The organism is Mucilaginibacter sp. GW821-FHT07H05, assembly GCF_059418485.1.
The window spans coordinates 666,618-692,305 of record NZ_JBWKPY010000001.1 but is presented as its reverse complement, the minus strand read 5'-3'; the positions used below and the strand labels follow the sequence as shown (position 1 = coordinate 692,305).

The 25,688-nt window shown below is 44.0% G+C and carries 22 protein-coding genes; 9 read left to right on the top strand and 13 right to left on the bottom strand.

The window, feature by feature from the left end:
- The first annotated feature begins 184 nt into the window (after positions 1-184).
- The 5 genes from AC07M6_RS02940 to AC07M6_RS02920 all read left to right on the top strand — a co-directional run bounded on the left by AC07M6_RS02940 (position 185) and on the right by AC07M6_RS02920 (position 6,202).
- Positions 185-1,849, top strand: coding sequence for a hypothetical protein (locus AC07M6_RS02940; RefSeq protein ID WP_494887415.1), 1,665 nt, complete (start codon positions 185-187; stop codon positions 1,847-1,849).
- Complete coding sequence (locus AC07M6_RS02935; RefSeq protein WP_494887414.1) at positions 1,839-2,798, top strand: glycosyltransferase family 2 protein; 960 nt, start codon at positions 1,839-1,841, stop codon at positions 2,796-2,798. Before AC07M6_RS02940 ends, AC07M6_RS02935 begins: the two co-directional genes overlap by 11 nt.
- Positions 2,799-2,805: 7 nt before the next feature.
- On the top strand, positions 2,806-3,927 hold the full coding sequence (locus AC07M6_RS02930) for a glycosyltransferase family 4 protein (protein WP_494887413.1): 1,122 nt from the start codon (positions 2,806-2,808) through the stop codon (positions 3,925-3,927).
- Positions 3,905-5,167 (top strand): O-antigen ligase family protein, encoded by a 1,263-nt coding sequence (locus tag AC07M6_RS02925; protein ID WP_494887412.1) that lies wholly within the window; start codon positions 3,905-3,907, stop codon positions 5,165-5,167. Before AC07M6_RS02930 ends, AC07M6_RS02925 begins: the two co-directional genes overlap by 23 nt.
- A gap of 114 nt (positions 5,168-5,281) precedes the next feature.
- Positions 5,282-6,202: a hypothetical protein gene (locus tag AC07M6_RS02920; RefSeq protein WP_494887411.1), complete on the top strand. Its 921-nt coding sequence runs from the start codon at positions 5,282-5,284 to the stop codon at positions 6,200-6,202.
- Positions 6,203-6,206: 4 nt separating this feature from the next.
- Here AC07M6_RS02920 and AC07M6_RS02915 read toward each other — a convergent pair whose 3' ends face one another.
- Genes AC07M6_RS02915 through AC07M6_RS02900 form a run of 4 tightly spaced genes read right to left on the bottom strand, consistent with a single transcriptional unit; the run spans position 6,207 to position 11,054 of the window.
- Complete coding sequence (locus AC07M6_RS02915; protein WP_494887410.1) at positions 6,207-7,025, bottom strand: class I SAM-dependent methyltransferase; 819 nt, start codon at positions 7,023-7,025, stop codon at positions 6,207-6,209.
- The gene (locus AC07M6_RS02910; RefSeq protein ID WP_494887409.1) at positions 7,019-8,482 is read right to left on the bottom strand and encodes a B12-binding domain-containing radical SAM protein; all 1,464 of its coding nucleotides are present in this window, start codon (positions 8,480-8,482) and stop codon (positions 7,019-7,021) included. Before AC07M6_RS02910 ends, AC07M6_RS02915 begins: the two co-directional genes overlap by 7 nt.
- Positions 8,483-8,491: 9 nt before the next feature.
- Positions 8,492-9,541, bottom strand: a complete 1,050-nt coding sequence (locus AC07M6_RS02905; RefSeq protein WP_494887408.1) for a radical SAM protein — start codon at positions 9,539-9,541, stop codon at positions 8,492-8,494.
- 13 nt (positions 9,542-9,554) lie between these two features.
- A complete protein-coding gene (locus tag AC07M6_RS02900) occupies positions 9,555-11,054 on the bottom strand; it encodes a B12-binding domain-containing radical SAM protein (protein ID WP_494887407.1) in 1,500 nt (499 codons plus the stop codon).
- A gap of 134 nt (positions 11,055-11,188) precedes the next feature.
- Between AC07M6_RS02900 and AC07M6_RS02895 the strand changes: the two genes are divergently transcribed.
- The 3 genes from AC07M6_RS02895 to AC07M6_RS02885 are packed head-to-tail and all read left to right on the top strand — an operon-like array spanning position 11,189 to position 14,203.
- Entirely contained in the window at positions 11,189-11,932 is a 744-nt protein-coding gene (locus tag AC07M6_RS02895) for a class I SAM-dependent methyltransferase (protein ID WP_494887406.1), read from the top strand.
- Positions 11,929-13,074, top strand: coding sequence for an amidohydrolase family protein (locus AC07M6_RS02890; protein ID WP_494887405.1), 1,146 nt, complete (start codon positions 11,929-11,931; stop codon positions 13,072-13,074). Before AC07M6_RS02895 ends, AC07M6_RS02890 begins: the two co-directional genes overlap by 4 nt.
- Positions 13,075-13,096: 22 nt before the next feature.
- Entirely contained in the window at positions 13,097-14,203 is a 1,107-nt protein-coding gene (locus AC07M6_RS02885; protein WP_494887404.1) for a glycosyltransferase family 4 protein, read from the top strand.
- On the opposite strand, the gene AC07M6_RS02880 is transcribed toward AC07M6_RS02885, so the two are convergent.
- The 6 genes from AC07M6_RS02880 to pelA all read right to left on the bottom strand — a co-directional run bounded on the left by AC07M6_RS02880 (position 14,131) and on the right by pelA (position 20,608).
- Positions 14,131-15,249, bottom strand: coding sequence for a glycosyltransferase family 4 protein (locus tag AC07M6_RS02880; protein ID WP_494887403.1), 1,119 nt, complete (start codon positions 15,247-15,249; stop codon positions 14,131-14,133). The two genes, AC07M6_RS02885 and AC07M6_RS02880, sit on opposite strands and share 73 nt — an antisense overlap.
- Positions 15,233-16,918 (bottom strand): ATP-binding cassette domain-containing protein, encoded by a 1,686-nt coding sequence (locus tag AC07M6_RS02875; RefSeq protein ID WP_494887402.1) that lies wholly within the window; start codon positions 16,916-16,918, stop codon positions 15,233-15,235. The genes AC07M6_RS02880 and AC07M6_RS02875 overlap by 17 nt, the downstream gene beginning before the upstream one ends.
- Positions 16,919-17,056: 138 nt before the next feature.
- Positions 17,057-18,337 carry an MFS transporter gene (locus AC07M6_RS02870; RefSeq protein WP_494887401.1) on the bottom strand — a complete coding sequence of 427 codons (1,281 nt, stop codon included), beginning with the start codon at positions 18,335-18,337 and terminating at the stop codon, positions 17,057-17,059.
- A gap of 10 nt (positions 18,338-18,347) precedes the next feature.
- The gene (locus tag AC07M6_RS02865) at positions 18,348-18,590 is read right to left on the bottom strand and encodes a hypothetical protein (protein WP_494887400.1); all 243 of its coding nucleotides are present in this window, start codon (positions 18,588-18,590) and stop codon (positions 18,348-18,350) included.
- Between the two features lie 22 nt (positions 18,591-18,612).
- Positions 18,613-19,203, bottom strand: a complete 591-nt coding sequence (locus AC07M6_RS02860; protein ID WP_494887399.1) for a TetR/AcrR family transcriptional regulator — start codon at positions 19,201-19,203, stop codon at positions 18,613-18,615.
- Between the two features lie 193 nt (positions 19,204-19,396).
- The gene (gene pelA, locus AC07M6_RS02855) at positions 19,397-20,608 is read right to left on the bottom strand and encodes a pectate lyase (RefSeq protein ID WP_494887398.1); all 1,212 of its coding nucleotides are present in this window, start codon (positions 20,606-20,608) and stop codon (positions 19,397-19,399) included.
- Between the two features lie 262 nt (positions 20,609-20,870).
- Between pelA and AC07M6_RS02850 the strand changes: the two genes are divergently transcribed.
- A complete protein-coding gene (locus AC07M6_RS02850; RefSeq protein ID WP_494887397.1) occupies positions 20,871-21,344 on the top strand; it encodes an SRPBCC family protein in 474 nt (157 codons plus the stop codon).
- On the opposite strand, the gene AC07M6_RS02845 is transcribed toward AC07M6_RS02850, so the two are convergent.
- The 3 genes from AC07M6_RS02845 to AC07M6_RS02835 are packed head-to-tail and all read right to left on the bottom strand — an operon-like array spanning position 21,345 to position 25,681.
- Positions 21,345-23,474 carry a tetratricopeptide repeat protein gene (locus tag AC07M6_RS02845; RefSeq protein WP_494887396.1) on the bottom strand — a complete coding sequence of 710 codons (2,130 nt, stop codon included), beginning with the start codon at positions 23,472-23,474 and terminating at the stop codon, positions 21,345-21,347.
- A gap of 23 nt (positions 23,475-23,497) precedes the next feature.
- On the bottom strand, positions 23,498-24,337 hold the full coding sequence (locus AC07M6_RS02840; protein ID WP_494887395.1) for a hypothetical protein: 840 nt from the start codon (positions 24,335-24,337) through the stop codon (positions 23,498-23,500).
- Between the two features lie 12 nt (positions 24,338-24,349).
- Positions 24,350-25,681, bottom strand: a complete 1,332-nt coding sequence (locus tag AC07M6_RS02835) for an acetylxylan esterase (RefSeq protein ID WP_494887394.1) — start codon at positions 25,679-25,681, stop codon at positions 24,350-24,352.
- Between the last annotated feature and the right edge of the window lie 7 nt (positions 25,682-25,688).

The window sequence follows — 25,688 nt, the reverse complement described above, 5'->3', positions numbered from 1 at the left end:
TTTAATAATTATTATATATCATGACCGATAATAATTCCGGCTGCCAGTACCTTATCACATTATAATATATAGTTATAAAGCTGGCGCTATTAAGGCAACCTATTTAGCCGCCGTGTCGTAATGTTTAATACCAATCAGAGACACAGATCAAAGGCCCTGACAGGTAATTAAACTAATTGTTAACATGGTTAAACAGGTTGTTTCGGGCTTAAAAAAAGTATTGGATAAGGTAGATTGGAAGATCCTCATTTTCCTGATCCTTTTTTTAAATATCAAGCTACCCGCAAAGATCATTGCCATAGTACTGATCTACCTGTTACAGTTTGATTTTAAACTTGGCTTTAACCTTAAAAACTCCAGGCTGCCACTCTTTTACCTGCTGATTATTCCTATCGCCTTTTTAGGCTTAATCATTAACAAAAACTACCAGCATACGCATTATATCCTGCTTTTTTTAACCGGGATAGGATTTTGGCTATTATCCATACTGGCCATACACCAGGTTAAACTAATGGTTGATAAAACCAATACGGAAACCATCCATCGTACCATTATTGCTTTCTTTATTATTAATGCCATTATTTCGCTGGCAAACCTGGGGTATATTATGTGGGAAACCGGCAGCATCAACCCTTATACCTTCCGCGGCCTGTACCAGGCTTATTTTATCAATACCGGCGATGATATTAAAGGGCTTACTTTTGATATCTCATCTACCAACGCGGCGTTAAATGCTTTGGGGGTAATTTATTTTTTGGTTAAAGAGAAGCCGCTGATGCTGTGTGTATGTATGTGTACCCTGCTGCTTACTTACAGCAACCTGATCACCCTGATCCTTTTTGCCGTATTGCTTTTACTGTTTGTTTTAAAGAGTACACGCACTCAAAAAAGCATGATCGTTATCTGCTTGGGGCTCTTGCTGATCTTCATGGTAAAAATATCACCACAGAACAAAAATTACGTTGCGCAAAGTATCCAGGCCATACTTCACAAAAAAAATGCTAATCAGATCCCGTATATCGTTCCGGCAAAGCCAATCCGGCTTACCGACAAGCCCGACAGCCTGCTAAACCCTGATGAAAAGCGGCAAAAAATTGCCTTATTATACCTGGATAGCGTACATAAAGGGCATCAGCCAAAACCCCTGACCTATTTTAAAAAGATCATCCCGGTAAGCACCGGTGGTAAAATAATGATCCCCGCACCTGATACAACTGCCGAGCAAAACAACCTGAGCAAAGAGATTGAACCCGACAGGCGGTTGATGCTGGGCTTTATCAGCACACATCCATCAAACCTGCCATTATCAACCCAACAAAACTATGCCCCGGCTATTCCCGGTAAATTAACCGGGATGATACAAACCTTCCGGTTTTTGCAACAGCATCCGGCAGATGCTATAGCGGGATTGGGTATCGGCAACTTCTCATCAAAAATAGCTTTCCGTGCCGTGGGTTTGGGCATGAGGGGGCGTTACCCCGAAAAATATACTTATATCAACCCGGCATTTTTAACCAACCACCTTGATCTGTACTTAAGTTATTTCAGCAAAAGTGTTGCTTACCGTTCGGTCATGAATAATCCTTTTTCTGTGTACGATCAGCTACTAACAGAATACGGCTTATTGGGATTATTGGCCTTGCTGATCTTTTATTTGGGCTTTTTTATAAAACAGTATAAGATGCTAAGTTATGGCCTGCCCATGCTGCTGTTTGTGGCGGGGATCTTTTTTATCGATTACTGGTTCGAGCAGTTATCGGTACTGGTATTGTTTGAATTGATGCTTTTCCTGGATATGAAGGAGCATAAAACAGCTGTCGAAAACTTAAAACCGGGCCATGCAAACTAATCCACAGGTGACCGTTTTAATGCCCGCCTATAATGCCGGGAAGTATATAGCCGAAGCTATTGCATCGGTACTTGATCAAACCTTTGCAGATTTCGAACTATTGATAGTTAATGATGGCTCAACAGATAATACTGCAGCCATTATCGAATCGTACAACGATCCGCGTATTGTCCTCATCAGCCAGGAAAATAAAGGCATAGCCGCCGCTCTTAATACCGGTTTAAAATATGCGCGCGCGCCATACATTGCCCGTTTTGATGCCGATGACATTTGTCATCCGCAGCGCCTGGAAAAACAGCTTAACTTTTTAAACGATAACCCGGGTTATATATTAGTTGGCAGCGACGCGGATTATATTTTAGAGAACGGCGACCCGCTGTTTTATTTTGATTGCATAGCGCATACGCACCAGCAGATTATAGATAAGCTTTACTTCTATTGCCCGTTCCTGCACCCTACCGTAATGTACAGGAAAGACTGCATTTGTAAAGCCGGCGGGTACCCCACAGACGCGCATAATTTTGAAGATTATTTATTGTGGACAAGCATTGCCAACCTGGGTATGCTGCACAACATACCCGAAGCATTGATCAAATACCGGCTTAATTCATCGTCGGTTACTATTGATGAACGCTGGCGCGGCCGGCGTTTCCGTCAGCTAAAGAGGGAGATCATTAAACGCGGATCTATAACCGCGACGGAAGGCGAAGAACTTTTGGCCATTATTAAAAAACAGGATGTGCGGAAAATAAAGGAAAGTTCGTACCATGCCCTGTGCGCTAAAAAGTTCCTGGCTAATAATTATCAGCCGGAAAAAGCGCGCCCGCATATTTTAAAGGCCATCCGCATCTACCCTTTCCGATGGGATAATTACCTGCTGTATACCGTAAGTTACCTGCCCGCAAAATTTATTTTATGGCTGCATGGTTTAAGCCCTAATAAACTGTAATGTACAGATGAAAGTAGTATTAATTACACGGTCAACTTTATATGCCGGTCGCGGAGGCGATACGGTGCAGGTGATAAAAACTGCGGATCACCTGCGTAAGATCGGGGTTGAAGTGGATATCAAACTATCTAACGAGGTGATCGATTACAGCGGATACGATCTGCTGCATTTTTTTAACATCACCCGCCCGGCCGATCTGCTGCGGCACAGCAAAATATCGGGCAAACCCTATGTGATCTCTACCATCCTGTTAGATCAAAGCGAATACGACCGCCATTACCGTACGGGTTTGGGCCGCGTACTCCGGCTTTTCTCGCCTGATGCGGTAGAGTATATTAAAACCATGGCGCGATGTATATTAAGGAAAGACCATCTGGCCAGTCCCGAATTTAGTTGGAAAGGGCAACGTGCCAGTATCATGGAATTACTGCGCGGCGCGGCAATGCTATTGCCTAATTCACCATCCGAATACAACAGGTTAATCCAACGCTATGGTGAAACAGCAAATCACATGGTGATCCCTAACGGGGTTGATATACAAACATTTAATGATCTGCATACCGAAAAGGACCCGGATATGGTGCTATGCGTAGCCCGGATAGAAGGTAATAAAAACCAGGTGAACCTGATAAAAGCCCTGAATAATACCCGCTTTAAAGTAGTGCTGGTAGGTAAACCCGCGCCCAATCAACCAAATTATTATGCCGAATGCCGTAAAATAGCGGCACCGAATATCCGGTTTATTGATTACCTGCCGCTGCCCGATCTGATAGATCATTACAGGAAAGCCAAAGTGCATATTTTACCCAGCTGGTTCGAAACAACCGGCCTCAGTACATTAGAGGCTGCCGCTATGGGCTGCAATATTGTAATTACCGATAAAGGCGATACCCGCTGCTATTTTGAAGATTATGCATTTTACTGCGACCCGGTATCGTCCGAAAGCATTTTACAAGCGGTTGAAAAGGCAAGCAAAGCGGCGTATAACCCCGACTTACATCATAAAATAGCTCATAATTATACCTGGGATAAAACCGCTGCCGAAACTTTAAAGGCTTACAAGGTGGCCTTATCTCATCAAACCCAAAACAATTATATCCCATATCATGAAAGCATTGTTTTGGATTGACGATAACTTAAACAACCGCATCAGTTACTATCACGTAATGCTGATGCTGGTTACCTTGCCCTTCGATCAATTTTATAGCCATATTGTGCTGATCAGCTTTGCTTTGCACACACTTTTTCATTTAAAAAAGGAAAAGCTTAAGGAGGTATTTACACAGCGGAACCTTATGCTGCAAGCTGTGTTTTTTATAACGCTTATTAGTTTAAGCTATACATTATACCCGGCCACAGCTGCAATTGATATTACCAGGCAGTTGGTTATCCTGTTGTTCCCCTTATTCTTCTCGCTTACATCATTAAATATCACAAAGTACCGCGATAACCTGCTCACTATATTTTCGGCGGTTTGTGTGGTAACTGTTGCAGGCTTATACCTGTATGCGTTTTATTTGATCCATTATTTTAAACTCCCTGTCAGGGCTATTTTCTCCGATCTTTTTATCAATCACAAATTCAGCGCACCCATCAATATGCATGCTACTTTTCTTTCGCTGCAGGTAGCTGTTGCGTTCTTTTTTATTTTATCACAGTTATTTAAAACGCAGCCATCCAAACATAAAATCATTTTAATAGCAGCTGCCGCTTTGCTTTTATCGGGGATCATTCAATTAGGTTCAAAAGCTGTATTGGTGGTTATATTGGCAGGAGTAAATATAGCTGTACCCTATTTTCTGATTTCCACTGCTAAACGCAGCAGATATATCTTGATCACAGCTACTTTATCGGTATTTATTATTGCCGGTGCTTTGAATATCACCAGCTTAAAAGATCGTTATGTAACCGGTTTGGAAACCGACTTATCTAACCCCACAGCTAATGAGAGTGTGGAACCACGGATTGTACGATGGCAAGCTGCAATGGAGGTTGCCAAGCAAAAACCCATAATTGGTTACGGCGCCGGATCTGAGCTGCATATATTAGGCGATAAATACTTTAACGAAAAGCTATACATCTCCTACCTCCACCGCCTTAACGCGCATAATCAATACATCAGCTTTTTATTGACCACCGGTTTAATAGGCTTGCTGGTCTACGTCGTCACCTTATATTCGGGGTTCCGGATAGCATTCCGGGAAAACGACCTGCTCTTTTTTGTATTTGTTTTATTGATAGCCGTTGTATCGCTTTCCGAGAGTTTGCTCAACGCCGAAAAAGGGGTATATTTTTACAGTTTATTCTTTTCGTTATTCGTTTTTTCGAACCCGAAAAAGGTGATTGGGCGTAACTATTTATTTACATAAATAATTATAAAGATGGGCAACCAAAGCAGGTTTCAGCCCGTCATCATTATAAACCGGCGCATTGCCGCATATAAGCATAACGCCATCATAATCAAACACTAATATTAAAACAAATTGACCGGGATCAACAAAAATATTTTAGCTACCCTCGCGTATTTTGATATGTTTAATTATCCATTAACGCGGGCCGAGATATTTTTGTTCCTCCAGCAAAAGCATAGCCATCAGGATTTTGATGCTGCACTGAAATACCTGGTAGCCAGCCAGTCGGTTTATAAGTTTGATTGTTTTTACAGTATAAAAAATGACCTGGCTTTGGTATCACGGCGTGTTGAAGGCAACCAAAAAGCCGCGGAATTATTAAAAACAGCGCGCCGGGTAAGCGAGTTGCTGATATGCTTCCCTTATGTAAGAGGTATAGCCATATCCGGATCTTTATCAAAAAACTACGCCGATGCCGATTCAGATATCGACCTTTTTATCATCACCGCCAAAAACCGCTTGTGGATAGCACGTACCTTAATGCACGGTTTTAAAAAGCTAACTTTTCTGTTTAATAAGCAGCATTATTTTTGCATGAATTATTATGTAGATGAGCAACAATTGCAGATCAGTGAAAAGAACATCTATACGGCAACTGAAGTGGTTACCTTAATCCCTTTGCAGGGAGATACTTGCTTTGAACAGTTTTTTGCGGCCAATAGCTGGGCACAGGATTATTTGCCTAACAACTATCTGCGCCTGTCATCTGCCCAGCCCATTAAAAATAAAACCGGGAAACAACTGATCGAGTTTTTGCTGAATAACAAACTGGGCGACCTGGCCGATAAAGCGCTAATGAAGATCACCGGGAAACGCTGGAACAAAAAGACCGTTCAAAAGCGCCTGAATATGCACGGTGTGATATTAAGCATGAGCGCCGGCGAACACTGTGCCAAACCCGACCCGGTAGAGTTCCAGAAAAACCTGATCAACCGGTATAACGAGAAGATCTCCCGCCTTTTCCAAAGCCGCGAAAGCAGCATGGTTTATTAATATGCTATATTTTTTGCAGGGTGATGATGAAATAATCGCCCATATATTTCCAGGGCCAGGTGCCTTTTAGGCGGTCTTCCCATTTCATCAGCCATTGATATTTTTTCGGATGCTTTTCGGCGAAGCCTTCTATATAGGATGGCGGCACTATGGTGCATAAACCTTCGGTGCTTAAATGCCTGAAATCCTTCCCGGCATGTTTAATTACATAGCCCGGATGATAATAAAAGCACTTAAAGTACTGCCCCTCGATATGCGCCCTGCGGCCATTTTTGCTAAAGAACCGCCGGGTGGCCGTTTTAAACTTCCCTTTAAATACCAGCAAGGTTTCCCAAAGGCAAAAGCCGGGAATAATGACCATGGTTACCGTACCGCCGGGTTTTAATAAGGGTGATAAGGAGCCCAATACTTTATCCAGTTTGCCGGTACAGTTTAAACCACCAAAGTTGGAAAAAATGGCATCGTATGGCCCGCGATTTTTAAGATCGTCCAGTTCGGTAAACGAACATAACGCTGTGGATACCATTGTGCTCATACCTGCCGACTCAACCTTTTGCTTCAAAACCTGCTGCATGCCGGTTGAGATATCGGTAGCGTGTACATGATGCCCCAGGCTGGCAAAATACAAGGCATCCTCCCCTGTTCCGCTGTTTAGTTCCAGTATACTGCTGTTGGGCTTAAGGTATTGCAACGCATGGTTACGCACGCGCGAACGCTTATAATTTACAATGGTATTAGACGAATATAGTTCGTCAAAAACAACCGACTGCCGGCTGAAAGCATCGCCGGCCAGTGCTTCGGGACTAAGCTGATCGGTTACCATGCCTTCTCGGTTTGTTTTAACCTGAATTTTTCAACAAGCGTGGCCGGGGTGTAGTATAACACCGACAAAGCCCTCCTGATCCCTTTAAGATCGGCTTTAAAGGGGTTGCTCATCAGTTGTATAAAACTATTGCGCGCCAGGTGCTGGTGATAATTACTATGCACGTATTTATGCAGTTGTTTATAGTACGATGGCGGGAAGGTATTGGTAAACATCAAAGCCATTTCGTCCGAATCTGTCCAGTTGCTTTTGGTTTTCAGATCGGCTTTTACACGTTCATAAAAAAGCGTGCCGGGTAGCGGGTATGATACCGAGATACCGATCTCAAACGGCAGCAGTTGATTAATCATCGCAATAGTAAGGGCAATATCTTCCTTAGTTTCGCCGGGATAGCCAAACTGGATAAAAAAAGATGGTTTAATACTATGCTTCTTCATTAGTTTGGTAGATTGGTGGATCTGCTCAATAGTAGTGCCCTTATCCATCGCATCCAACACCTTTTGCGATCCGCTTTCGGCGCCGATCCAAACGTTTTCGCAGCCGGACGCGGCCAGCGCAGCAATCTGGTCATCCTGCAAAAGCAGGTCGGCGCGCGACTGGATCTTGAACCTGAATTTTATTCCCGCATCGGTAATCAATTTAGCCAATGCAGGCACCCAGCCGGGTTTCAAACCAAAAATATCATCGCAAAACCAAATATGGTCCGCGCCATAATCATTAATGAGCAGCTTCAGTTCCGCCATCACATGTTCGGGACTGCGGGAGTTATAGCGACTGCCGTAAATGGGTTTAGCGCACCAGTTGCATTTAAATGGGCACCCCCGCGTGGTGCTCATGTTCAGCGAAAAATAGCCCGAGCTTTTCAGCCAGGTTTCCCGGTATGCCTGCATATTTACCAAATCCCAGGCGGGTAACGGCAGTACATCCAGGTCTTTTAAAACCGGGCGCGGATGGGTTTTGATAAACTGACCATTATTCCGGTATGCCAGTCCGGCTACATTACTGCTTTCTCCCCCGCCTAAACTGATATCGTTTACCAGCTCCAGCAAAGTTTGTTCGGCTTCGCCAATGATGACAAAATCAGCGCCTTCGTTTAGATATTCCTGATAATGATCGGTACTATCCGAACTGGAAACAATTACCGTACAGCCCCGTTCTTTAGCCAATTTGCACATCCGGAAAGCGGCCTCGCGCATATTGGTAAGGCACATTTTGGTGAGGTAGTTAAACCCGTCATCATATACCACAAAAAACTGAGGTTGATGCTTGCTGATAGCAGCGATAACATCATCAGGATCACTTAAAAACATAGTATCAAATAAAGAAACGCTGTAGCCGTTTTGCCGCATGAAGGCAGCCGCGTAAAGTGTCCCCAGGGGCGGGTATGGCTTGCCTGCCGACCATTGTTTAGGGTCGAACTGCATAAAATACGAGTGACTAAAGAGGATATTATTCATAACCGGTCTTTAATTAATGATAGCTGTTGGCGCTAAATTTAACGAGCATACACATTTTACACAGGTAGCGTTTTTATTGGTATCCAACCCTTTCCTAAAGTTTATGGCCTCCTTACTGTTCAGTATTTCGGTTAAAGAGTTTTCGCGGATATTACCTATAGTATCCAGGAAAAAGCAGGGCCTTACACTACCATCAGCTTCAATCACCGTGGATACCCAGGGCGCGTTACACTTTTTATAGGGGAAAGGATTGTGCCCATAAAAGGCAGCGTAATAATCATAGATAGCCTGAATTTTCAACGGCGGTTCGGCTATAAAGCCATTCATAAAATCGGTTTTATGCCTGGTCAATAATTGATCGATGACCGCCTGCAAATCGGGCAGGTCGCTTTCACTTAGCAGGATCTCGTGCTTTTTAGGTTCGCTCCAGGCGGTTTGGCGGTTAAAAGCATGACTGCTTACATCGGCCGGCAAAAAGCTGACCTGATCTATCCCCATGGCTTTTGCTTCCTGAATAATGGCCAACCAATTCCTGAAATTTAACCGGTGGATAACCGTGCGGGCAGTAATGCGGTAAGCCGGCCGGATTGACTTAATGTACTGAACCCCTTCTTTTAGTTTCCTAAAAGCCTGTGGTATATTACGGATAGCATCATGTAATACTTCATCTCCATCAAGAGAAATGATCAGGTCGTCTACCAGGTTTAACAGATTAAAGGCATGCTTTTCAATAGATAAGCCGGTGGATAAAAGCGTAATCTTGATGCCCTGTTTTTTAAGTATCGAACACAAGATGAAAAAGTTAGGGTTAAGCAATGCCTCTCCCCCCGACATCAGCACCTGCCTTGTGCCTAAGGTTTTCAGCGATACCAGCAGGCCCTTAATATCATCTTCCGTCAATTGCTTCAGGTTGCGGTTGTCCTTCCAGATGTCGCACATTACGCAGCGGCAATTACAGGCGCTATGCGGCATCAGGATCACAATAGGCAACGCGGTTATCTTATGCGTCTGCAATGTCTTGTAGCGCTTCCAGGTATGGCTTAATGAGGGTATCTGCATCACTGATAGCTTTTTAAAATCCCTGTATCTCGGGCTGGCGGTATTTCCATACCTTTTGTAGCAGCTTAATCTCGTAAGGGTATTTATACAAGTCTACTTTATAGCGCAGGCCGGCCACCATTTTTATAGCAATCCGTTTCAAACGGTTCAGGCGGATATCTGTAACTGTTGGATAAAGGCCGTTCAGTACCGTTTCAAAGTTCCTGATCTTGTCTATCATTTCAGGCGTTAGCCATGGCGTTAACGGGTTCTTCCGCAAATCAAAACTTTCCCATGCCGGACTGATCCAATCCTCCAGCGTTTGGGGAAAGGTAAATCCTTTAGCCTTCACTTCCTCAAACATGGTTGAACCTTCGGTGGGTACGGGGCTGTAGGTGTATATCACAATCTCTGTCATCGGGTTAACTGCCTTCACCTGCTTAATAAAATCAATCTCAAAATCTATCTGTGCTTCTACCTCCTGGGGGGTTGGCGCAGGCGTACCTAATACAAACGAATATTCGGGTACGATATCAAACCTCTTCATCCGTTCGGCAAAGCGGATGATCTGGTCGCCGGTTTGGGTGCCGCCTTTGTCCATCTGTTCTAATACGGCGTTATTGCCGCTTTCGGCACCAAAAAAGATCATCTTACAGCCCGATTCGCGAATGGCGGCCAGCGATGAATCCTTAAACTTATCCATGGTATCTATCCGGGCCATGCCCCACCAGGTCATTTTTTCGGGCTTAATCAGGTTTGCAAACTCAACCGCGCGTTTTTCTGATACAAAGAAGTTATTATCGTGAAACTCTATCGCATCAGCCCCCCATTTATCCTTAATATATTTCACATCCTGATAAACCGCCTGGGCCGATTTTGCTTTCCACCGGGCCTCGTAAATAGGCACCACCGCGCAAAACGAGCAGGTGAAAGGGCAGCCAATGCTGGAGTGATAGGCCATGGTTTTTTCGCCTAAATAGGTTTTACCTAAAAACTTGGTGACGGGGTAAAATTCATTTAGTTTATCGTAAGGTAATGGCGGCAGGCTATCCTGGTCAAGCAGGTCCTCTTTAATGGTTTTGGTGATCTTGCCGTCGGCTTTGTAAATCAGGTTTTTAACAAACTCGTAGGGTTTACTTTGCTCTAAAGCGTCGAGCAGATTGGGGAAAGCCCTATCGCCGGGACCGTTAATGATAAAATCAACATAACCCGAATCAAGCACCACTTTAGAGTGATTGGAGGGGAAATAGCCGCCCCATATCATGGTAGTATTCGGATGTTTTTGCTTAATGATTTTTGAAATAGGAATGGCCTGGCGCAACTGAGGCCCAGGCATGACCGAGAAGCCGAGATACCTGAACTCGCCGGTATCCAGATAGCTTAGTATTTTGGCTAAAGGATCATGCTCGCAATTACCGTCAACAATTACCCATTCATATTTACCCTCAACCGATGCGGCAATATTTAATATCGAATTAGGGATACGGTATTTATTGTTGGCGCTACGGGGGTTAAATAATAAAACCTTGTTCATATATCTTATCAGCAATATCTACTGTAGTTACGCCCAAACAGCCTTGCGGGTTGCTTTAAACTGTAAATAAACACAGTAAGCAACCATTATATTTTATTGCCCGTATTCCTATTAAACCACAATCCTGCTCCATTATGTTACAGCAACTCAGAAGGTATTTGCCCAAGCGTTTATCAGGCTCCCGGATCCCCGAAACCGAGGCCGCGCCGGCTTATGATATCTGGTCGGAAAACTACGATAACCAACCCGGCAACCTGATGCTTGATCTGGACGAGGTGGTATTTAGACGTTTGCTGACCCGTACCGATCTGAAAAACAAAAGCGTAGCTGATATTGGCTGCGGTACCGGCCGCCACTGGCATAAGATGATACAGCAGCAGCCCCGGCATTTAACAGGGTTTGATGTATCGGCAGGGATGCTGAACCGTTTAAAGGAAAAATTCCCACAGGCAGAAACCCAGCTGATCACTAACGACCGGCTGCCTAATATCCCAACTGATAATTTTGATGTGATCGTATCAACCCTCACCATAGCGCATATTAAAAACCTGGAAGATACCCTGTTAAACTGGTGCCGTATTGTAAAAAACGGCGGCGATATCCTCATCACCGATTTTCATCCGGATGCGCTGGCCATGGGCGGGCAACGGACATTTAAGCATGGTAACGGGCATATTGCGGTGCGCAATTTTGTACACAAACTGGCTAATGTAAAGGCAGTACTGGGCTTAAAAAACTGGAAGGTAGTTAATGATAATCAAATAGTTATTGATGAAAGCTTAAAGCATTACTACGAAAGTCAGAATGCTTTGCACGTATACGAAAAGTTCAAAGGCATGCCTATTATTTACGGGCTGCATTTTAAACATGAAGGATGATATTGAACAATGTTTACCGGGTGGGCGATGAAAAAGCGGGCAACATCAGCATCAGCGAAGGCAGAATAACGGATGGTACTGCCAACCGTGCCGACGACCTGCAGCTTGTTTTTAACAATGCCATCGCCTTCCCCGGTCTCATTAACTCGCACGATCATTTAGATTTTAACCTTTTCCCCCAATTAGGCAATCGCATTTATCATAACTATACCGAGTGGGGCAATTATATCCATCAAAAATACCCGAAGGAAATAGCGGCAGTTTTACGCATACCCATCGCATTACGTACCCAGTGGGGGCTTTATAAAAACCTGTTAGGCGGGGTTACCACAGTGGTAAACCATGGCGATAAGCTCCATATCCATAATCCGCCAATCACCATTATAGATAATTGCCAGTCGCTGCATTCTGTCCGGTTTGAAAAAACATGGAAACGCCGGCTCAATAATCCGTTAAAAAAGAACATACCGGCTGTGATACATACCGGCGAAGGTACCGACGTTGCCGCCGGCGAAGAGATAGATGAGCTATTGCGCTGGAACCTGCTGAACCGGGAACTAATTGGCATACATGGCGTAGCCATGACGCCCAAACAAGCCAAACAGTTTAAAGCTTTGGTTTGGTGCCCGCAGTCAAACTACTTCCTGCTGGGTACAACCGCCCCTATTCACCGGTTAAAAGAAAACGTATCCATACTTTTTGGCACCGACTCTACCCTTACCGGGCATTGGAGCATTTGGGAGCACATACGCCAGGCCCGTAAAACAGGTTATCTGACCGATGAAGAATTATACTTAAACCTCACACGTATACCGGCTACAGCCTGGGGAATAAATGGAGGGGATATTACGCCGGGTCACGATGCCGATCTGGTGGTTGCGCGCTTAAAGGATGAGCATAACCACATGGATAATCTGCTAACATTAAACCCGGCTGATATCCTGTTAGTGGTGGATAAAGGAAAGATCAGGTTGTTTGATGAGGCATTATATAGCCAGCTCAGTGATCTGCCCCGGCATCATTTCAGCAAGATCAAAATCGACGGGGCTTTTAAATATGTGTACGGCGATTTGCCCGGACTGATGAAAAACATCCGGCAGTTTTATCCTGACGCGCAGTTTCCGGTTACCTGTACTTGTTAAATAGATTTAATTACCCCCCGCAATGAAATATGTTTTTGTAAGTTATGTGGCCACTCCGGAGTTTGATGATCCGGAAGCATGGCTTAAACGCATTAACATGTATACCGGTGTGCTGGAAGCGCTGGCTGTTACCGATACCGTAATTAGTATAGAACAAATTAATTATGAAGGGAGCCTTTTGCGAAACTGGGTGCAGTACCATTTTATTAAATTGACCAAACGCGAAAGGCAAATCCCGCTAAAGCTTCATCGCTTTATTAAGGATCAAAACCCGGATATGGTGGTTGTGCATGGTTTACATCATCCTTTACAGGTGATGCAACTACGACTGTTTTTGAATAGGAAAACACGTATTATTTTACAGCATCATGCCGAGCAGCCCTTTAACGGGATAAAAAAATATCTGCAAAAGCTGGCCGGCCAATGCGCGGCTGCCCATCTGTTTGCATCGAAAGATATGGGGCTTGCCTGGGTTAAGCGGGGCAATCTTAATTCGGCAAATAAGATCCACGAGGTAATGGAGGTATCATCGGTATTTGAACCGATTAACAGGGCCGCGGCTTTATCAAAGACAGGGGCTACCGGACAGCCGGTATTTTTATGGGTGGGGCGCCTCAATGCTAATAAAGACCCTTTAAATGTGGTTAACGCTTTTTTAAGATATGCCGCGCTTTGGCCCCAGGCTAAATTGTATATGATCTATCATACCGATGAACTGATCGGTGAGATCCGGTTTGCCCTTAACCAACAGCCTTGTTATCAAAACAATATCGTTTTAATGGGCAAAGTACCGCATGCCGATCTGTTATACTGGTTTAACAGCGCCGATTTTATTCTTTCAGGCTCGCATTACGAGGGCAGCGGTACGGCAGTTTGCGAAGCCATGTCGTGCGGGTGCATACCCATTGTAACCCATATCGATTCTTTCAGAATGATAACCGATAATGGCAATTGCGGGATATTGTACGAGGCTGGCAACGAAGAGGCTTTATTTCAGGCTTTAAAACAAACCCGGCAAATGGACCTTCAGAAAAAGCGGGCGCATACCCTGGCACATTACCAGTCCACGCTTTCTTTCAACGCGATAGCATCGCGTTTTAGGGAAGTAACTGCCGGCTTAGGCACATAAAGCTGCATAATCTGCCCGGCAATACCGGCTATTTTGTAAGGGGCCACAGCATGGTATCGCACCCGGGGATTACTTAAAATTGAAGCGGCTATGCTGGCCATACAGTAGGTATTTTCGGTAACATGCCAGTTGGGGATAGCATCATCCATAGGCCTTACAAAACTGATCACCTTTGCGCCTGCATATAAAGCCTCCAGGCAAACCATGCCCAACCCCTCGTAATTTGAAGTATGTAAAAATACTTTACTCTGCTGCATCAGATCAAGCACCTCATCGTGTGGTATTTCGCCAACCAGGGTGATATGATCCTCCATTTTTAGCCTTTTTATCATCTGCATCAGGCGCTGTTTATCGGGGCCATCGCCACATAAAACTGCTTTAATATGCGGGAACTGATGCCTTAAACGGCAAATAACCTCAATAAATAAATGGTATTGCTTTAACGGTATGAGCGATCCTGCAGCTAAAACATCAATATGCCGCTCCTTATTTCCATTCCTGAACATCGTCTCATCAATACCACCCGGAATAACGTATTGCGGCATTACACCGTAGTTGATATACATATTACCGGCTAAAAAATCAGACAGTGCCAATAAAGAGCCGCCGCTCATATTCGCCATAGTACAGTACCGGTTACCTGGTTTGGCATCCTGCCCCAATATCCAGCAATAGTGTTTTAAGTGATATAGCCTGGCAAACTGCTCTGCTATAAAAGCACATTCGCCCAGCCAAAAGCTCAGCAGGCCAATTACCTCTTTATTTTTCCTGATCTTTTTTAGCGCCAACCATACTTTAGCCCAATTATAAACCCTCATTAATTTACCCCGGCCCCGGCCGCCGAAGGCTTCAACCGGTACACCGCACCAGGTATAGCTGCGTTTTTTAAATGGATATTGGAACGATAATATCAGCAGGTTAATTTCGGGATAGTGTTTTTTTATCGCCTTAATCAGTGCCTGCTGCAAAGGCAAACAAGTGGTATCCGATTCATCTTTCGGGAACCCGGGTGTTAATATAACCAGTGTTTTAGGCTTGTACAGCATCGGGTAATATAATTTTATTGCAATAGGCTAAACTTGTTTTATTGTGTGTGATCAGGATCACCATCGTATCATCATTAAGATTACTTAACCGCGCTAAGATCTCCCGTTCGGCTTCATTATCCAATTCACTAAAGGGTTCATCCAGTATCAGCAGATCAAAATCATGGTATAAGGCGCGCGCCAGCGCTATTCTTTGCCGCTGGCCGCCGCTGATGTTTTTACCATGCTCTTTAATCATTTTGCCGATACCTTCGGGATAAGCATTTAAAAAACCATCCAGGCCGCTCATATACAGCGCCCGCTCCAACCGAATGGTATCATATCCGTCATCTGCAAGCGTAATGTTTTTCAGGATGGTATCATTAATAAAAAAAGCCTGTTGCTTTACATACGCAATCCGGCTCCAATAGGATTGCCTTTGGGCAACATTAGTTTCATGGCCATTAATACTGATAGCCCCGCTGTCCTGCTGTAAAAAACCAAGCAGCAAATTCACAATAGTGGTTTTCCCCCGTCCCGATATACCGGATATCCCAACAAAATCACCTTGACTGATCTCCAGATCCAGATCGTTAACAACCAGTTGATCCCTGAACATGAAATCTACCCCTTCAAACCGGATGCTTTTAATTCGCTGATCAGGGTTTGAAGCTACGTGAGAGGCTGGATTTTCGGCAGGATTTGCCAGATCGCTTAAAGTAAAGCTGTAAGTGCGCATCTGCCCAACGCAGTTCAGTATTTTAACAGCCCCCGGAATGATCTTGTAAGCGGCGGCCATAAACACGCCAATAGTAAGCACATCAATAGTTGCATTACCGCCAAACCATTTGTTAATAGCTATCAGCAGCAAAAATCCCAACAAGGCAAATATTTCAATAAACCGGGCCGATAAACCATGCAAAGTTTGCTGTGTGGCCAAATTTTGGTTCAACTGATGCTGATGCCGGTGATAGCGGTTAACAAAAAAGCTGTTTTTTTGATAGACATTGCTTTCTACGTATCCCGCAAGGCACTCCTGTAAATACTGAATAACACGGGCGCTGCTTTGCTTGATTTGCGTACGCACTTTTTTAAGCTGATGCCGTGTAAACCAGCCTAATAATATAACAGGTGGCAACAGCATCACTAATAGTAAAATAAACAGTACCGGATGATAAAGCAGTATGGCCGCTATGGTAAAAACGATCAATATGCTTTGCGCGATGACCTGCTGAAAGTTGGTTAAAATATAATGACCGAACTCGATAGGTACATTGCTGATGTGCCGGATACGCAGTGAAGAATCTACATGAACAAAATCGGCATAGCTGCCTTTTAAATAATCGTTGATATTCCGCTCCGAAAGGCGGGATGCTACCCCATAAACAAACTGATGCTGGCTTTTTGACACCCATACACCGGCTAAATTTTTGATGCAAAAAACCGCGACAAACAAACCTGTGCTATAAACCGGGTTGGTATTGATCAGTATCCGGTACACCGGACTTAAAAAAGCAGTTGTTGGTAAAACGGCAGTACTACTGGTATAAGTGCGGATAATTAAAAGCAACAACACCAGGAAAACAATATCTGCCACGCCCATCAGCAAGTCGAAGCCGGCCAGGATAAACAGGCGATTTTTTTCCTTTAGGGTAAGGATATTAAACAGTTGAGCTAAAAAACCTTTCAAAACGCGGGGTTATGCATCTATTACGTTAGGTAGTACGCAAGACACGGCCTTATAGTTGCCAGCGGGAAACTGTTTATTAAAATATAAAAAGCCCTGCAGCTATCAACTGCAGGGCTATGCTATTCAAGTATATAAAGATCAGAAACCTTCGTTAATTACCACCTCATCTACTTTAACCGGGGCTGGTGCATGCGCGGCCTTTTTGCGCACCAACTCGCTTACCCGGTACATCAGGATAATGCTGATAATGGATACCGCCACTATAACATAACCCACCACATTATAATTTTCCAGCGGACTAAATTTGCTTTTCTGAACTACGATCATCCCGGCAATAGCCGCCGCAACACCGCCGGCAATTTGTTGTAAGGAAGCATTAATACTCATAAACGCTCCGCGGTCTTCCATATCAGGCACCGCACTGGTTAATGCTGATGATGGCACCATGCGGCTTAATACGCCCATCATCATCAATATGTTAAAAATAACAACCAGCCAAAATGGGGTAACCGACAGGTTTGTATATAAAACGCACATAATCATCGTCCAGATAGATGCACCCATAAATACTTTAAACTTGCTGACCTTATCACTAACCCGGCCAATTATTGGCATAATCACCAATGAACTTACCCCGGATATCATAAACAAATTAATTAATTGCGGATTTGTAATACGTAAATTATTAATAGCAAATGCGCTCCCGAACGGCATCATCATAAAACCGCCTATAGATAAGAGTGCCGTAGCCAGGAAGCCGATGCGGTAATCGCGTTTAGCTACCGTCCTCCACAAATGCGCCAATGCCGATCTATCGTGCTGAACAGACAAATGCGCCGTTACCGGCTGCATTTTAATCATAATTATAAAAGCTGTTAGGGTAGCTAAGCCACCAATCATCAGAAATGGCGCTTCCCAACCAAATAAAGTAGCTAAATACAAACCAATAGGTATACCCAGCACCTGACTGGCGCCGAAGCCCATTTGCAAAAAGCCCATTACCCGGCCGCGTTGCTGCAAGGCAAACAGATCGGTTATAATGGCCATGGAGATGGAGCCGATTACCCCGCCAAATAACCCGGTGATGATCCGCGCTACAAGCAGTTCGATGTATGAATGCGACAGACCGCAGAATACGGTGCCGGCAATAAAACCGATGTAAAAGAATAACAGCAGTTTCTTACGGTCGAACCTGTCGGCAAAGCCGGCGGTAAGCAGGCCGGAGATCCCGGCGCTAAAGGCATAGGCCGATACGGCAATGCCAAACGCTGATGGTTTAAGGTTCATGGATTTCATCAGCATATCGCCCAGGGGCGACATCACCATAAAATCAAGTATTACAGTAAATTGTGTAACAGCTAACAGAAATATCACTAATTTTTGATAACCGGTAAAAGGTATGGGTTCTTGTTGTTTCATTGTATTGTTTTTATATCAGCTCGCAGCACAAATAGCCTTTGGTATTAATTAAATTGATTATTTGATAATGATTTAGCGTAAAAGTTACTACGCGCAGCACACAATCTTCATCTTCTATATCCACGCTCCACTCCTGTATAGCCTCATCACCATCCAATAAAGCACAGATGATCTCCTTGTCGATATCCGACTTTATGTTTGTTTTAAATAGCAGTATGTGATCAAAGTTTTCCATAAATAAGTAGGTGCTCATTTATTAAGTTTCAAAAATTATATTAGTTCTTCAGTGCCTTTACCACCAGGTCAAATGTTTTCCATAATACCTCGTCAGTCATGGTAAAAGGCTTCCCTCCTACGCTTTGGCCTTCCATGTGGAAACGGATCAATGCGTAAAGCGGTGAAAAAGCGATAGACCAGTATACCTCAAACGGCATTTCGTTGATCTCGCCCCGCCTAACCACATTATCCATAAACTTGCCTATGTTTACTTTAAATTTCTGCATAAACACATCCATAAACTGCAGTTGATATGATGAGCTGCGCATCTGATCAAAAAACTTCCCCATTAAAGGGTTCTCGATCATATACTTATAGCGGTTTTTCCACTGAATCCTTAGGCCCTCTTCAAACGAAGCATCCGGATCCAGGTCTTTAAGCATGGCCTCGCCCATATGGTCGCCTTCCTCCAGCGCAACTCTCAGTATCAGGTCATCTCTGTCCTTATAATAGATATAAAGTGTAGCTACCGATATACCGCAAGCCTTCGCCAGCTTATTCATGCTGAAGCCTTCAAAGCCATATTTCACAATACTTTCAATCGCTTTTTGCTTTACCAATTGCTCTTTATCAGTATCTCTTGTACGCATGTATTTATTAATTCGCTACAAATATAAATGAATGTTCATTTATTTATGAAATATATTTTTATTTTCCCTATGTGTCATTTCGAACGAACAAGGGAAGGCTGTGAAGGGCGTGAGGAGAAATCTTATACGAGGCGACGGTCCGCGCGTAGAAGATTTCTCTCTACGTTCGAAATGACAACAAGGTTAAGAGGAGCTACTGCTTATCCAAAACATTATGATCCGGCGCCCACCGTTTTTGCCATTCGGGGTATTTGTTGAGCACTTGCTGAGGGGCATAAGTATACCAGGCATAGCCATCGCGTCTTTCCCGGTCAACCTCGGCCAGGGAATAAACAACTTTGCTATCGCGGTTGCAGAATAGCGGCCTGTGGGTTTTCAACTCATAGTACCTGGTCCAGATGGGCGGCGCTTTATCATCAGTCACCACTACCCTATCTGCTGTTGAAATCCTAAACGGTGTTACCATGCGCGGCGCGGCAACACGGTCAACCCGGGTATGCAGGATCTTTGAATCGTTAAACCAGGCCACGGCGTTTTGTATCGCATCAATTAATTCTTTTCCGGGCTGATCTATGGTCATTAAAAAACTAACCATATTGGCACTCTCCTGGTTACATATAGATGGTGGTTCAAACTTGCGGGCCCAGGCCGGCTGCAGGGTTACCTCATCATGCTGCTGGCACCAGGCGGTAGGTTTACCGGCATCGTTTATCTGGGTTTTGATAATGCATTGCAAACCTTTTGCGTAAGCTGTAATTAACTTGTCGCGTTCCTTATCATCTATAAAAGCATACTGGGGCTTGTTATCCTTTACATCTTTCAGCAATTGCATGATCCCTAAAAAAACGCCGTCGTTATAGGTAATATACTTACTATAATTATTTTCCAGCGGGTAATATTGCGGCCAGCCGCCATTTTTGTATTGCGATTTTAGCACAAAATCAAAACCCTTGATAGCGCCGGTTTTATATTTTTCTATTTTAGTAGCCGTATATACATTAGCCAAAGCTGTAATTTGGCTATAGGTGCTCCCATTATCATAGGTGGTATTTAACACATTCCTGGCCGCGCTAACCGAGTCTTTCTGGTCATCGGTCAGGATGGCAAACACATCGTAATTTTTAGGCCAGCCACCATTGCTTTTTTGAAACAGCAGGATATTATCGGCAATTTTGATGATCTCGGATGGATCGTACTTAGGGTTACCCGGCCGGGCGTTTATCATATTTTTTTTATCAGCGATACCATACCAATGCCCTGCATTATCACCAAATAAATTGGGGTCGATGCGGGTATATTTAAAGCTGGCTGTGTTCTGCTGCGCATGTGTTTGCTGCGTAAGAAGAAGCATTATAGCTGCAACCGAACAAAAAAAGATTTTGTATAAAGGGGTATTATACTGCATGGGGTAATCCAGGTTAATTGTCAGGGTAAAATTAGATGATTCTCTGCTATTTAAATGAGCAGGGTTGGTAACAATTTAGCGACCCGGACCGGAAAACAAATGGTATTGGCCATATTGGAAAAGTAAAAAGCCTATTAGAAGAACAGGCGGCCCGGAATGCACACTTCATGTGGCTTTTAGGGATGAAGAATCCCGATTCGAAATGACTGTTTACTTTTAGAAAACACCAAACATTCCCCCACCCCAACCGTTCCACTTGTATATGAAAACCTACCTGCTGATCCGTGAACAATCCATACCGATACCATTAGAGGATGCCTGGGATTTCTTTTCGTCACCGCTGAATTTGGCTAAGATTGTACCAAAGGAAATGAGTTTTAAGGTAACCTCTCCTTTTAAACCTGATACCAAAATGTACGAGGGTATGATCATCACCTATAAAATCAGTCCGCTGCTGGGCATAAAGATGAACTGGATGACGGAGATCACTATTGTAAAGGAGCACCAATACTTTGTAGATGAGCAGCGCTTTGGCCCCTACGCTATGTGGCACCACGAGCATCATTTTAAAAAGATAAAAGGCGGTGTACACATGACCGATGTGCTTAACTATGCCATCCCCTACGGGCCAATTGGCACCATTGCCAATAAGGTACTGGTACGCCGGCAGGTAGAAAAAGTATTTGCCTACCGCGAAAAGGCCGTTACCGACCTGTTTGGCGTATATAAAGGGTAATTATTTACAGTACTTTTTTATTTCGTCGGCCGCGTTTTTGGCGCCTAAAGCCAGCGCTTTATTTAAATCGGTGCAAGCCCCGGCTTTATCGTTAGTATTTACTTTAGCCAGTCCGCGGTTTAAATACGAGGTGGAATTTTGCGGGTTTATGGTTATGGCAATAGTATAATCCCTTATAGCGCCTGCCATATCTTTTAAATTAAGTTTGGCGGCAGCACGCAAATTATAGATCTCTTCATTCTGGGGGTCCATTTTAATGGCATAGTTAAAATCGGCGTTCATGCGCTCGGTATTAGGCAGCATGCTGCGGGCCACACCCCGATAAGCATAAACTACCGTATTATCCGGGTTAATAAATAAGGTGGTATTATAATCATCTACAGCGCCCTCGTAGTTTTTCTCCAGCATCCGCAATTTCGCCCTGATAAAATAAGCCTCATCATCATTTTCCTTGATCCTGATCGCTTTGCTGATGTCAGCCAATGCGCCATCATAGTCTTTCAATGCAATTTTGGCATTGCCCCGGCTGTGGTAGGCTTCGGCCGATGCCGTATCTAATTTTATAGCGGTATCAAAATCGGCCATGGCGCCGGCAATATCACCGGTGTAGGTTTTAGCCGTGCCTCTTAATACATGGAAATTAGCATTGGGGGCCTGCCTCGTCATTAATTGATTAAACAAGGATAGTTCTTCACTATAATACCCGGCATCTGTCATGGCTTTTCCAATGCGGATGTATAAATGCTGATCTTTGGCATCTAACTCAACTATCCTGTTAAAATCAGCTATCGCACCTGGTTTATCATGGGTTTTTATCCTGGCTATTGCACGCCTGTAGTAGGTTTCGGTATTGCCCTGATTCAACGCTATCGACTTATCATAATCAGACAAGGCGCCGGCATAGTTTTTAAACATGCTTTTAATATCACCGCGCAGCTTAAAGGCAAAATCATTTTGCTGGTTAATGGCTATCGCAGCATTAAGATCGGCTAAGGCGCCGCTGGTATCTTTTAATTCCATTTTTGCCCGGGCCCGGGTAATAAACGCATAACTATTTTTGCCATTCAGTTTGATTGCGGCGTCGGCATCCTCCTTAGCTTCGTCATAGTTTTTGAGGTTGATCTTAATATCGCCCCGGTTCTGGTAAGCGTCAACATTGTTTGGGTCAAGTTCTATCACCTTATCAAATTCGGCTATGGCTTCCTCATTCATGTTTTGATACATTTTAACCATACCATTATATAGGTGCAACTGCGCATTGTTCGGGTCCTGCTCAATTGCTTTGGCATAATATTCCAGGGATGACTTGTCATCGGGATTATTAGCCAGGGCGTTGGCCAGGTATTTATAAATATTAGGCAGTTTAGGATTTAGCTTAATAGCGCTTTTATAATCGGCAACAGCAGCTTTGTAATCACCTATATTAGACTCGGCGTTTGCCCGGTAAAAAAAGGCTTCGGCGTTTTTAGGGTCAAGGCCGGTGGTTATCAGGTAATCGGCAATAGCACCTTTATAATCACCAATATTACCCTTTGAGTTTGCCCGGTAAAATATCAGGTCGGCATTTTTAGGGTCAAGCTTTGCGGCTATATCATAATCGGCAATAGCCCCTTTATCATCTTTCAAATTGCTTTTGGTAACACCACGATATTCGAAAAGCGACGGATCATTAGGGGTGATACCGATGGCGGTTGTAAAATCCTGCAACGCGCCTGCATAATCGCCAATATTACTTTTGGCATTTGCCCGGTAATGGTACATATCTGCATTACCCGGACTTAGCGCTATGGCTTTTGTAAAATCGGGTACGGCATTGGCATACTGTTTATAAGCGCTATACGCGTTACCGCGATAAAAATAGGCTGTAGCGTAAGTGCCATCCAGAGCAATAGATTGGGTATAATCCTGTATAGCTGCCGGATAATCGTTCAGGTTACTATAGGCGTTAGCGCGATAAAAATAGGCTTTCGCGTTTTTGCCGTTTAACTGAATAGCCTTTGTAAAATCAGCTATAGCCCCTTTATAATCCTTAGCCCCCGATTTTTGGTTACCGCTTTGTATATAAGCATCCGCGGTTTGGGCAAGCCCGTAAAAAGGTAAAAGGATACAAATGATGAATATTCTGATCATATTATAAGTAATACTGATATGGTTTACGGGCGCAAAACAAGGGACGATGAAAGGCTGGAACCATTGCCGGTATTACGCCCGTTTAAAAACGTACCTGCTGTAAAAAAGATCGACATTCTTTTGGTGATCGAATAGCCATAGCTAAACGAAGCCTGGTTAAACGCAAAATTTTTGTTGGCCGGTTGTATCGGATTAAACTTGGTGAGGCTGCTTGTAGAATAGAAACCGCCTACCGAAACCGAAACCTGGTGCTTAAACCTTTTATCAAGCGTAAGGCCGAAGGTACCGCTATACCTGTACTGCAAAGGCCCTGTACTGCCAAAATACTGCCTTATGGCATTATCTATCGTAAAATAATCGTTTTTACCGAACAGTTTCCCGCTGCCTGCAAACGATAGCTTAATCTCGGCGCCATTTTGCGCATAACCCAAATTGGTATCAGAATATAAGGGGGCAATAAAAGTACCCTGTAACGAAAAATAATAGATATAATTGATATTAGCCATGTAGTACTTAATACCTACCTCCAAATCGGTTACGCCCTGCGTATGGCTTTTAAAATCGCTTTGCTGGTAATCATTTACCACATAGGGCAATAAACCTACCAATGCAAAACGTTTGGTAAGGCCATACTCGGCATACATGGAGTAGCTTAACGAGGTGAAACGCCCATCATTATTAAATGGCTTAAGGGTACGTACCGAATCCCAACCCTTACTGGCTTTAAAAAAGTTGACCGATGGCGATATGATCAGTTTACCGGGCCGCACCGGGAAACCGCCGGCATAGCCGTTTTGTTGCCCGGCAATAAAGATCAGCAGGGCTATAAGTAAGTATCTTGATGGGGTAATCGTTATCTTCATAAGTTTTTCAGGTTAAAATAAAGCAAACGCGTCGCGCATCCAGCGCCCTTCCAGGTTTTTATATTGCTGGCTTACTTCGTGCCCCAGATCCTTAAACACCATGATCCTTTTTTTACCGGGGATATTATTGTAAGCCGCGTATTCATTAGCAGGCGGCGCAAAAGGATCCAGCAAACCAATACCCATAATGGCCGAGCAGTCCAGATTAGTGGCAAAGTTCTTTACATCGTAATAATCCAGATTATCCAGCACCTTGCCCATGGTTAGCGCCGGCTGGATAGCTACGTATTTTTTAATACTGCTCATGGGCCAGTCAACCGCGCCCACCAGGTTGCGCACATCGCAAAAAATAGGATTTTGTGCCGAACATAGCTTTACCCGTTTATCCAAACTGGCCGTGGCAATGGCTAAAAAGCCGCCCATACTACCGCCTGATGCTAATATATTATTATGATTTAATTCGGGACGGCTAAAAATAAAATCGACACCGCGCAGGCAATCCATAATTACGCCGCGCATCACGTATTTATCCCGGTCTTCTATATGATAAAAAATAAACTCATCGCGGCGGGTATCAATAGGGCCGCGGCTGTTGCCCTGTCCGCGCACATTTAGGGTGATGATGGCCAGGTCTTCGTCCATACCCACTATAGGGTCAAGGTTTACCTGGTAACCGGGCAATCCCAGCAAAACGGCAAATTTCTTATTTTTATTCTTGTTGATGGGAATGGTCATCCAGCCGCGAATGGTCATATTATCCAGCGATTGCATCTCGATAGCATACACCCTGCGGTTATCGGTATTCAGTTTAGGCACTTCGGTTACCTTGAAATTGGGCGGTACCTTGGCCAATTCGTCTTTAGCGGTTTGCCAGAAGGCGTCAAAATCGGCTGGTTTTGAATAGGATGACCTGATCTGATCGGCACGGATGCCAAAAACCCTGCGGACAGTATCATCATAGTCGGTTACATTGATCATAAAGTTGACCTTGTAAAACCCGGCCTGCGCCTGCGGGATCTCGAAGTTATATTTCCCGGTTGTTTTTTTGCCGATCTTCACCCTTACCGAATCGGTTTTAAGCAACTTGCCTGTTGACGAGGTTACCTCGTACGATACCCTGCCCTCCTGATCGGTACCGGTGGTGTTTTTTACCTCGAAAGTATATTTAGCCGCATTGTCAAATATGGCGTTCTTATTGCCCGGTATTAAGTCGACAGCTATTTCGCCCTCATCGCTTTGGGCTGGCTTCTCCTGAAAATTAACGGCTGCCATAGCTACCGACCAGCCTGTAAGGGCAAGCCATAACATGGCCGGTTTTAAAAATTTGCTTAAAGTTTTCGCCATATATTTT

Coding starts and splice junctions, on each gene's coding strand:
- AC07M6_RS02910 (WP_494887409.1), bottom strand. CDS start 8,482: ATGAATAATATCCTCTTTAGTCACTCGTATTTTATGCAGTTCGACCCT.
- AC07M6_RS02900 (WP_494887407.1), bottom strand. CDS start 11,054: ATGAACAAGGTTTTATTATTTAACCCCCGTAGCGCCAACAATAAATAC.
- AC07M6_RS02880 (WP_494887403.1), bottom strand. CDS start 15,249: ATGCTGTACAAGCCTAAAACACTGGTTATATTAACACCCGGGTTCCCG.
- AC07M6_RS02860 (WP_494887399.1), bottom strand. CDS start 19,203: ATGCGTACAAGAGATACTGATAAAGAGCAATTGGTAAAGCAAAAAGCG.
- AC07M6_RS02850 (WP_494887397.1), top strand. CDS start 20,871: ATGAAAACCTACCTGCTGATCCGTGAACAATCCATACCGATACCATTA.
- AC07M6_RS02840 (WP_494887395.1), bottom strand. CDS start 24,337: ATGAAGATAACGATTACCCCATCAAGATACTTACTTATAGCCCTGCTG.
- pelA (WP_494887398.1), bottom strand. CDS start 20,608: ATGCAGTATAATACCCCTTTATACAAAATCTTTTTTTGTTCGGTTGCA.
- AC07M6_RS02865 (WP_494887400.1), bottom strand. CDS start 18,590: ATGAGCACCTACTTATTTATGGAAAACTTTGATCACATACTGCTATTT.
- AC07M6_RS02870 (WP_494887401.1), bottom strand. CDS start 18,337: ATGAAACAACAAGAACCCATACCTTTTACCGGTTATCAAAAATTAGTG.
- AC07M6_RS02905 (WP_494887408.1), bottom strand. CDS start 9,541: ATGCAGATACCCTCATTAAGCCATACCTGGAAGCGCTACAAGACATTG.
- AC07M6_RS02845 (WP_494887396.1), bottom strand. CDS start 23,474: ATGATCAGAATATTCATCATTTGTATCCTTTTACCTTTTTACGGGCTT.
- AC07M6_RS02940 (WP_494887415.1), top strand. CDS start 185: ATGGTTAAACAGGTTGTTTCGGGCTTAAAAAAAGTATTGGATAAGGTA.
- AC07M6_RS02915 (WP_494887410.1), bottom strand. CDS start 7,025: ATGGTAACCGATCAGCTTAGTCCCGAAGCACTGGCCGGCGATGCTTTC.
- AC07M6_RS02935 (WP_494887414.1), top strand. CDS start 1,839: ATGCAAACTAATCCACAGGTGACCGTTTTAATGCCCGCCTATAATGCC.
- AC07M6_RS02895 (WP_494887406.1), top strand. CDS start 11,189: ATGTTACAGCAACTCAGAAGGTATTTGCCCAAGCGTTTATCAGGCTCC.
- AC07M6_RS02835 (WP_494887394.1), bottom strand. CDS start 25,681: ATGGCGAAAACTTTAAGCAAATTTTTAAAACCGGCCATGTTATGGCTT.
- AC07M6_RS02930 (WP_494887413.1), top strand. CDS start 2,806: ATGAAAGTAGTATTAATTACACGGTCAACTTTATATGCCGGTCGCGGA.
- AC07M6_RS02890 (WP_494887405.1), top strand. CDS start 11,929: ATGATATTGAACAATGTTTACCGGGTGGGCGATGAAAAAGCGGGCAAC.
- AC07M6_RS02885 (WP_494887404.1), top strand. CDS start 13,097: ATGAAATATGTTTTTGTAAGTTATGTGGCCACTCCGGAGTTTGATGAT.
- AC07M6_RS02925 (WP_494887412.1), top strand. CDS start 3,905: ATGAAAGCATTGTTTTGGATTGACGATAACTTAAACAACCGCATCAGT.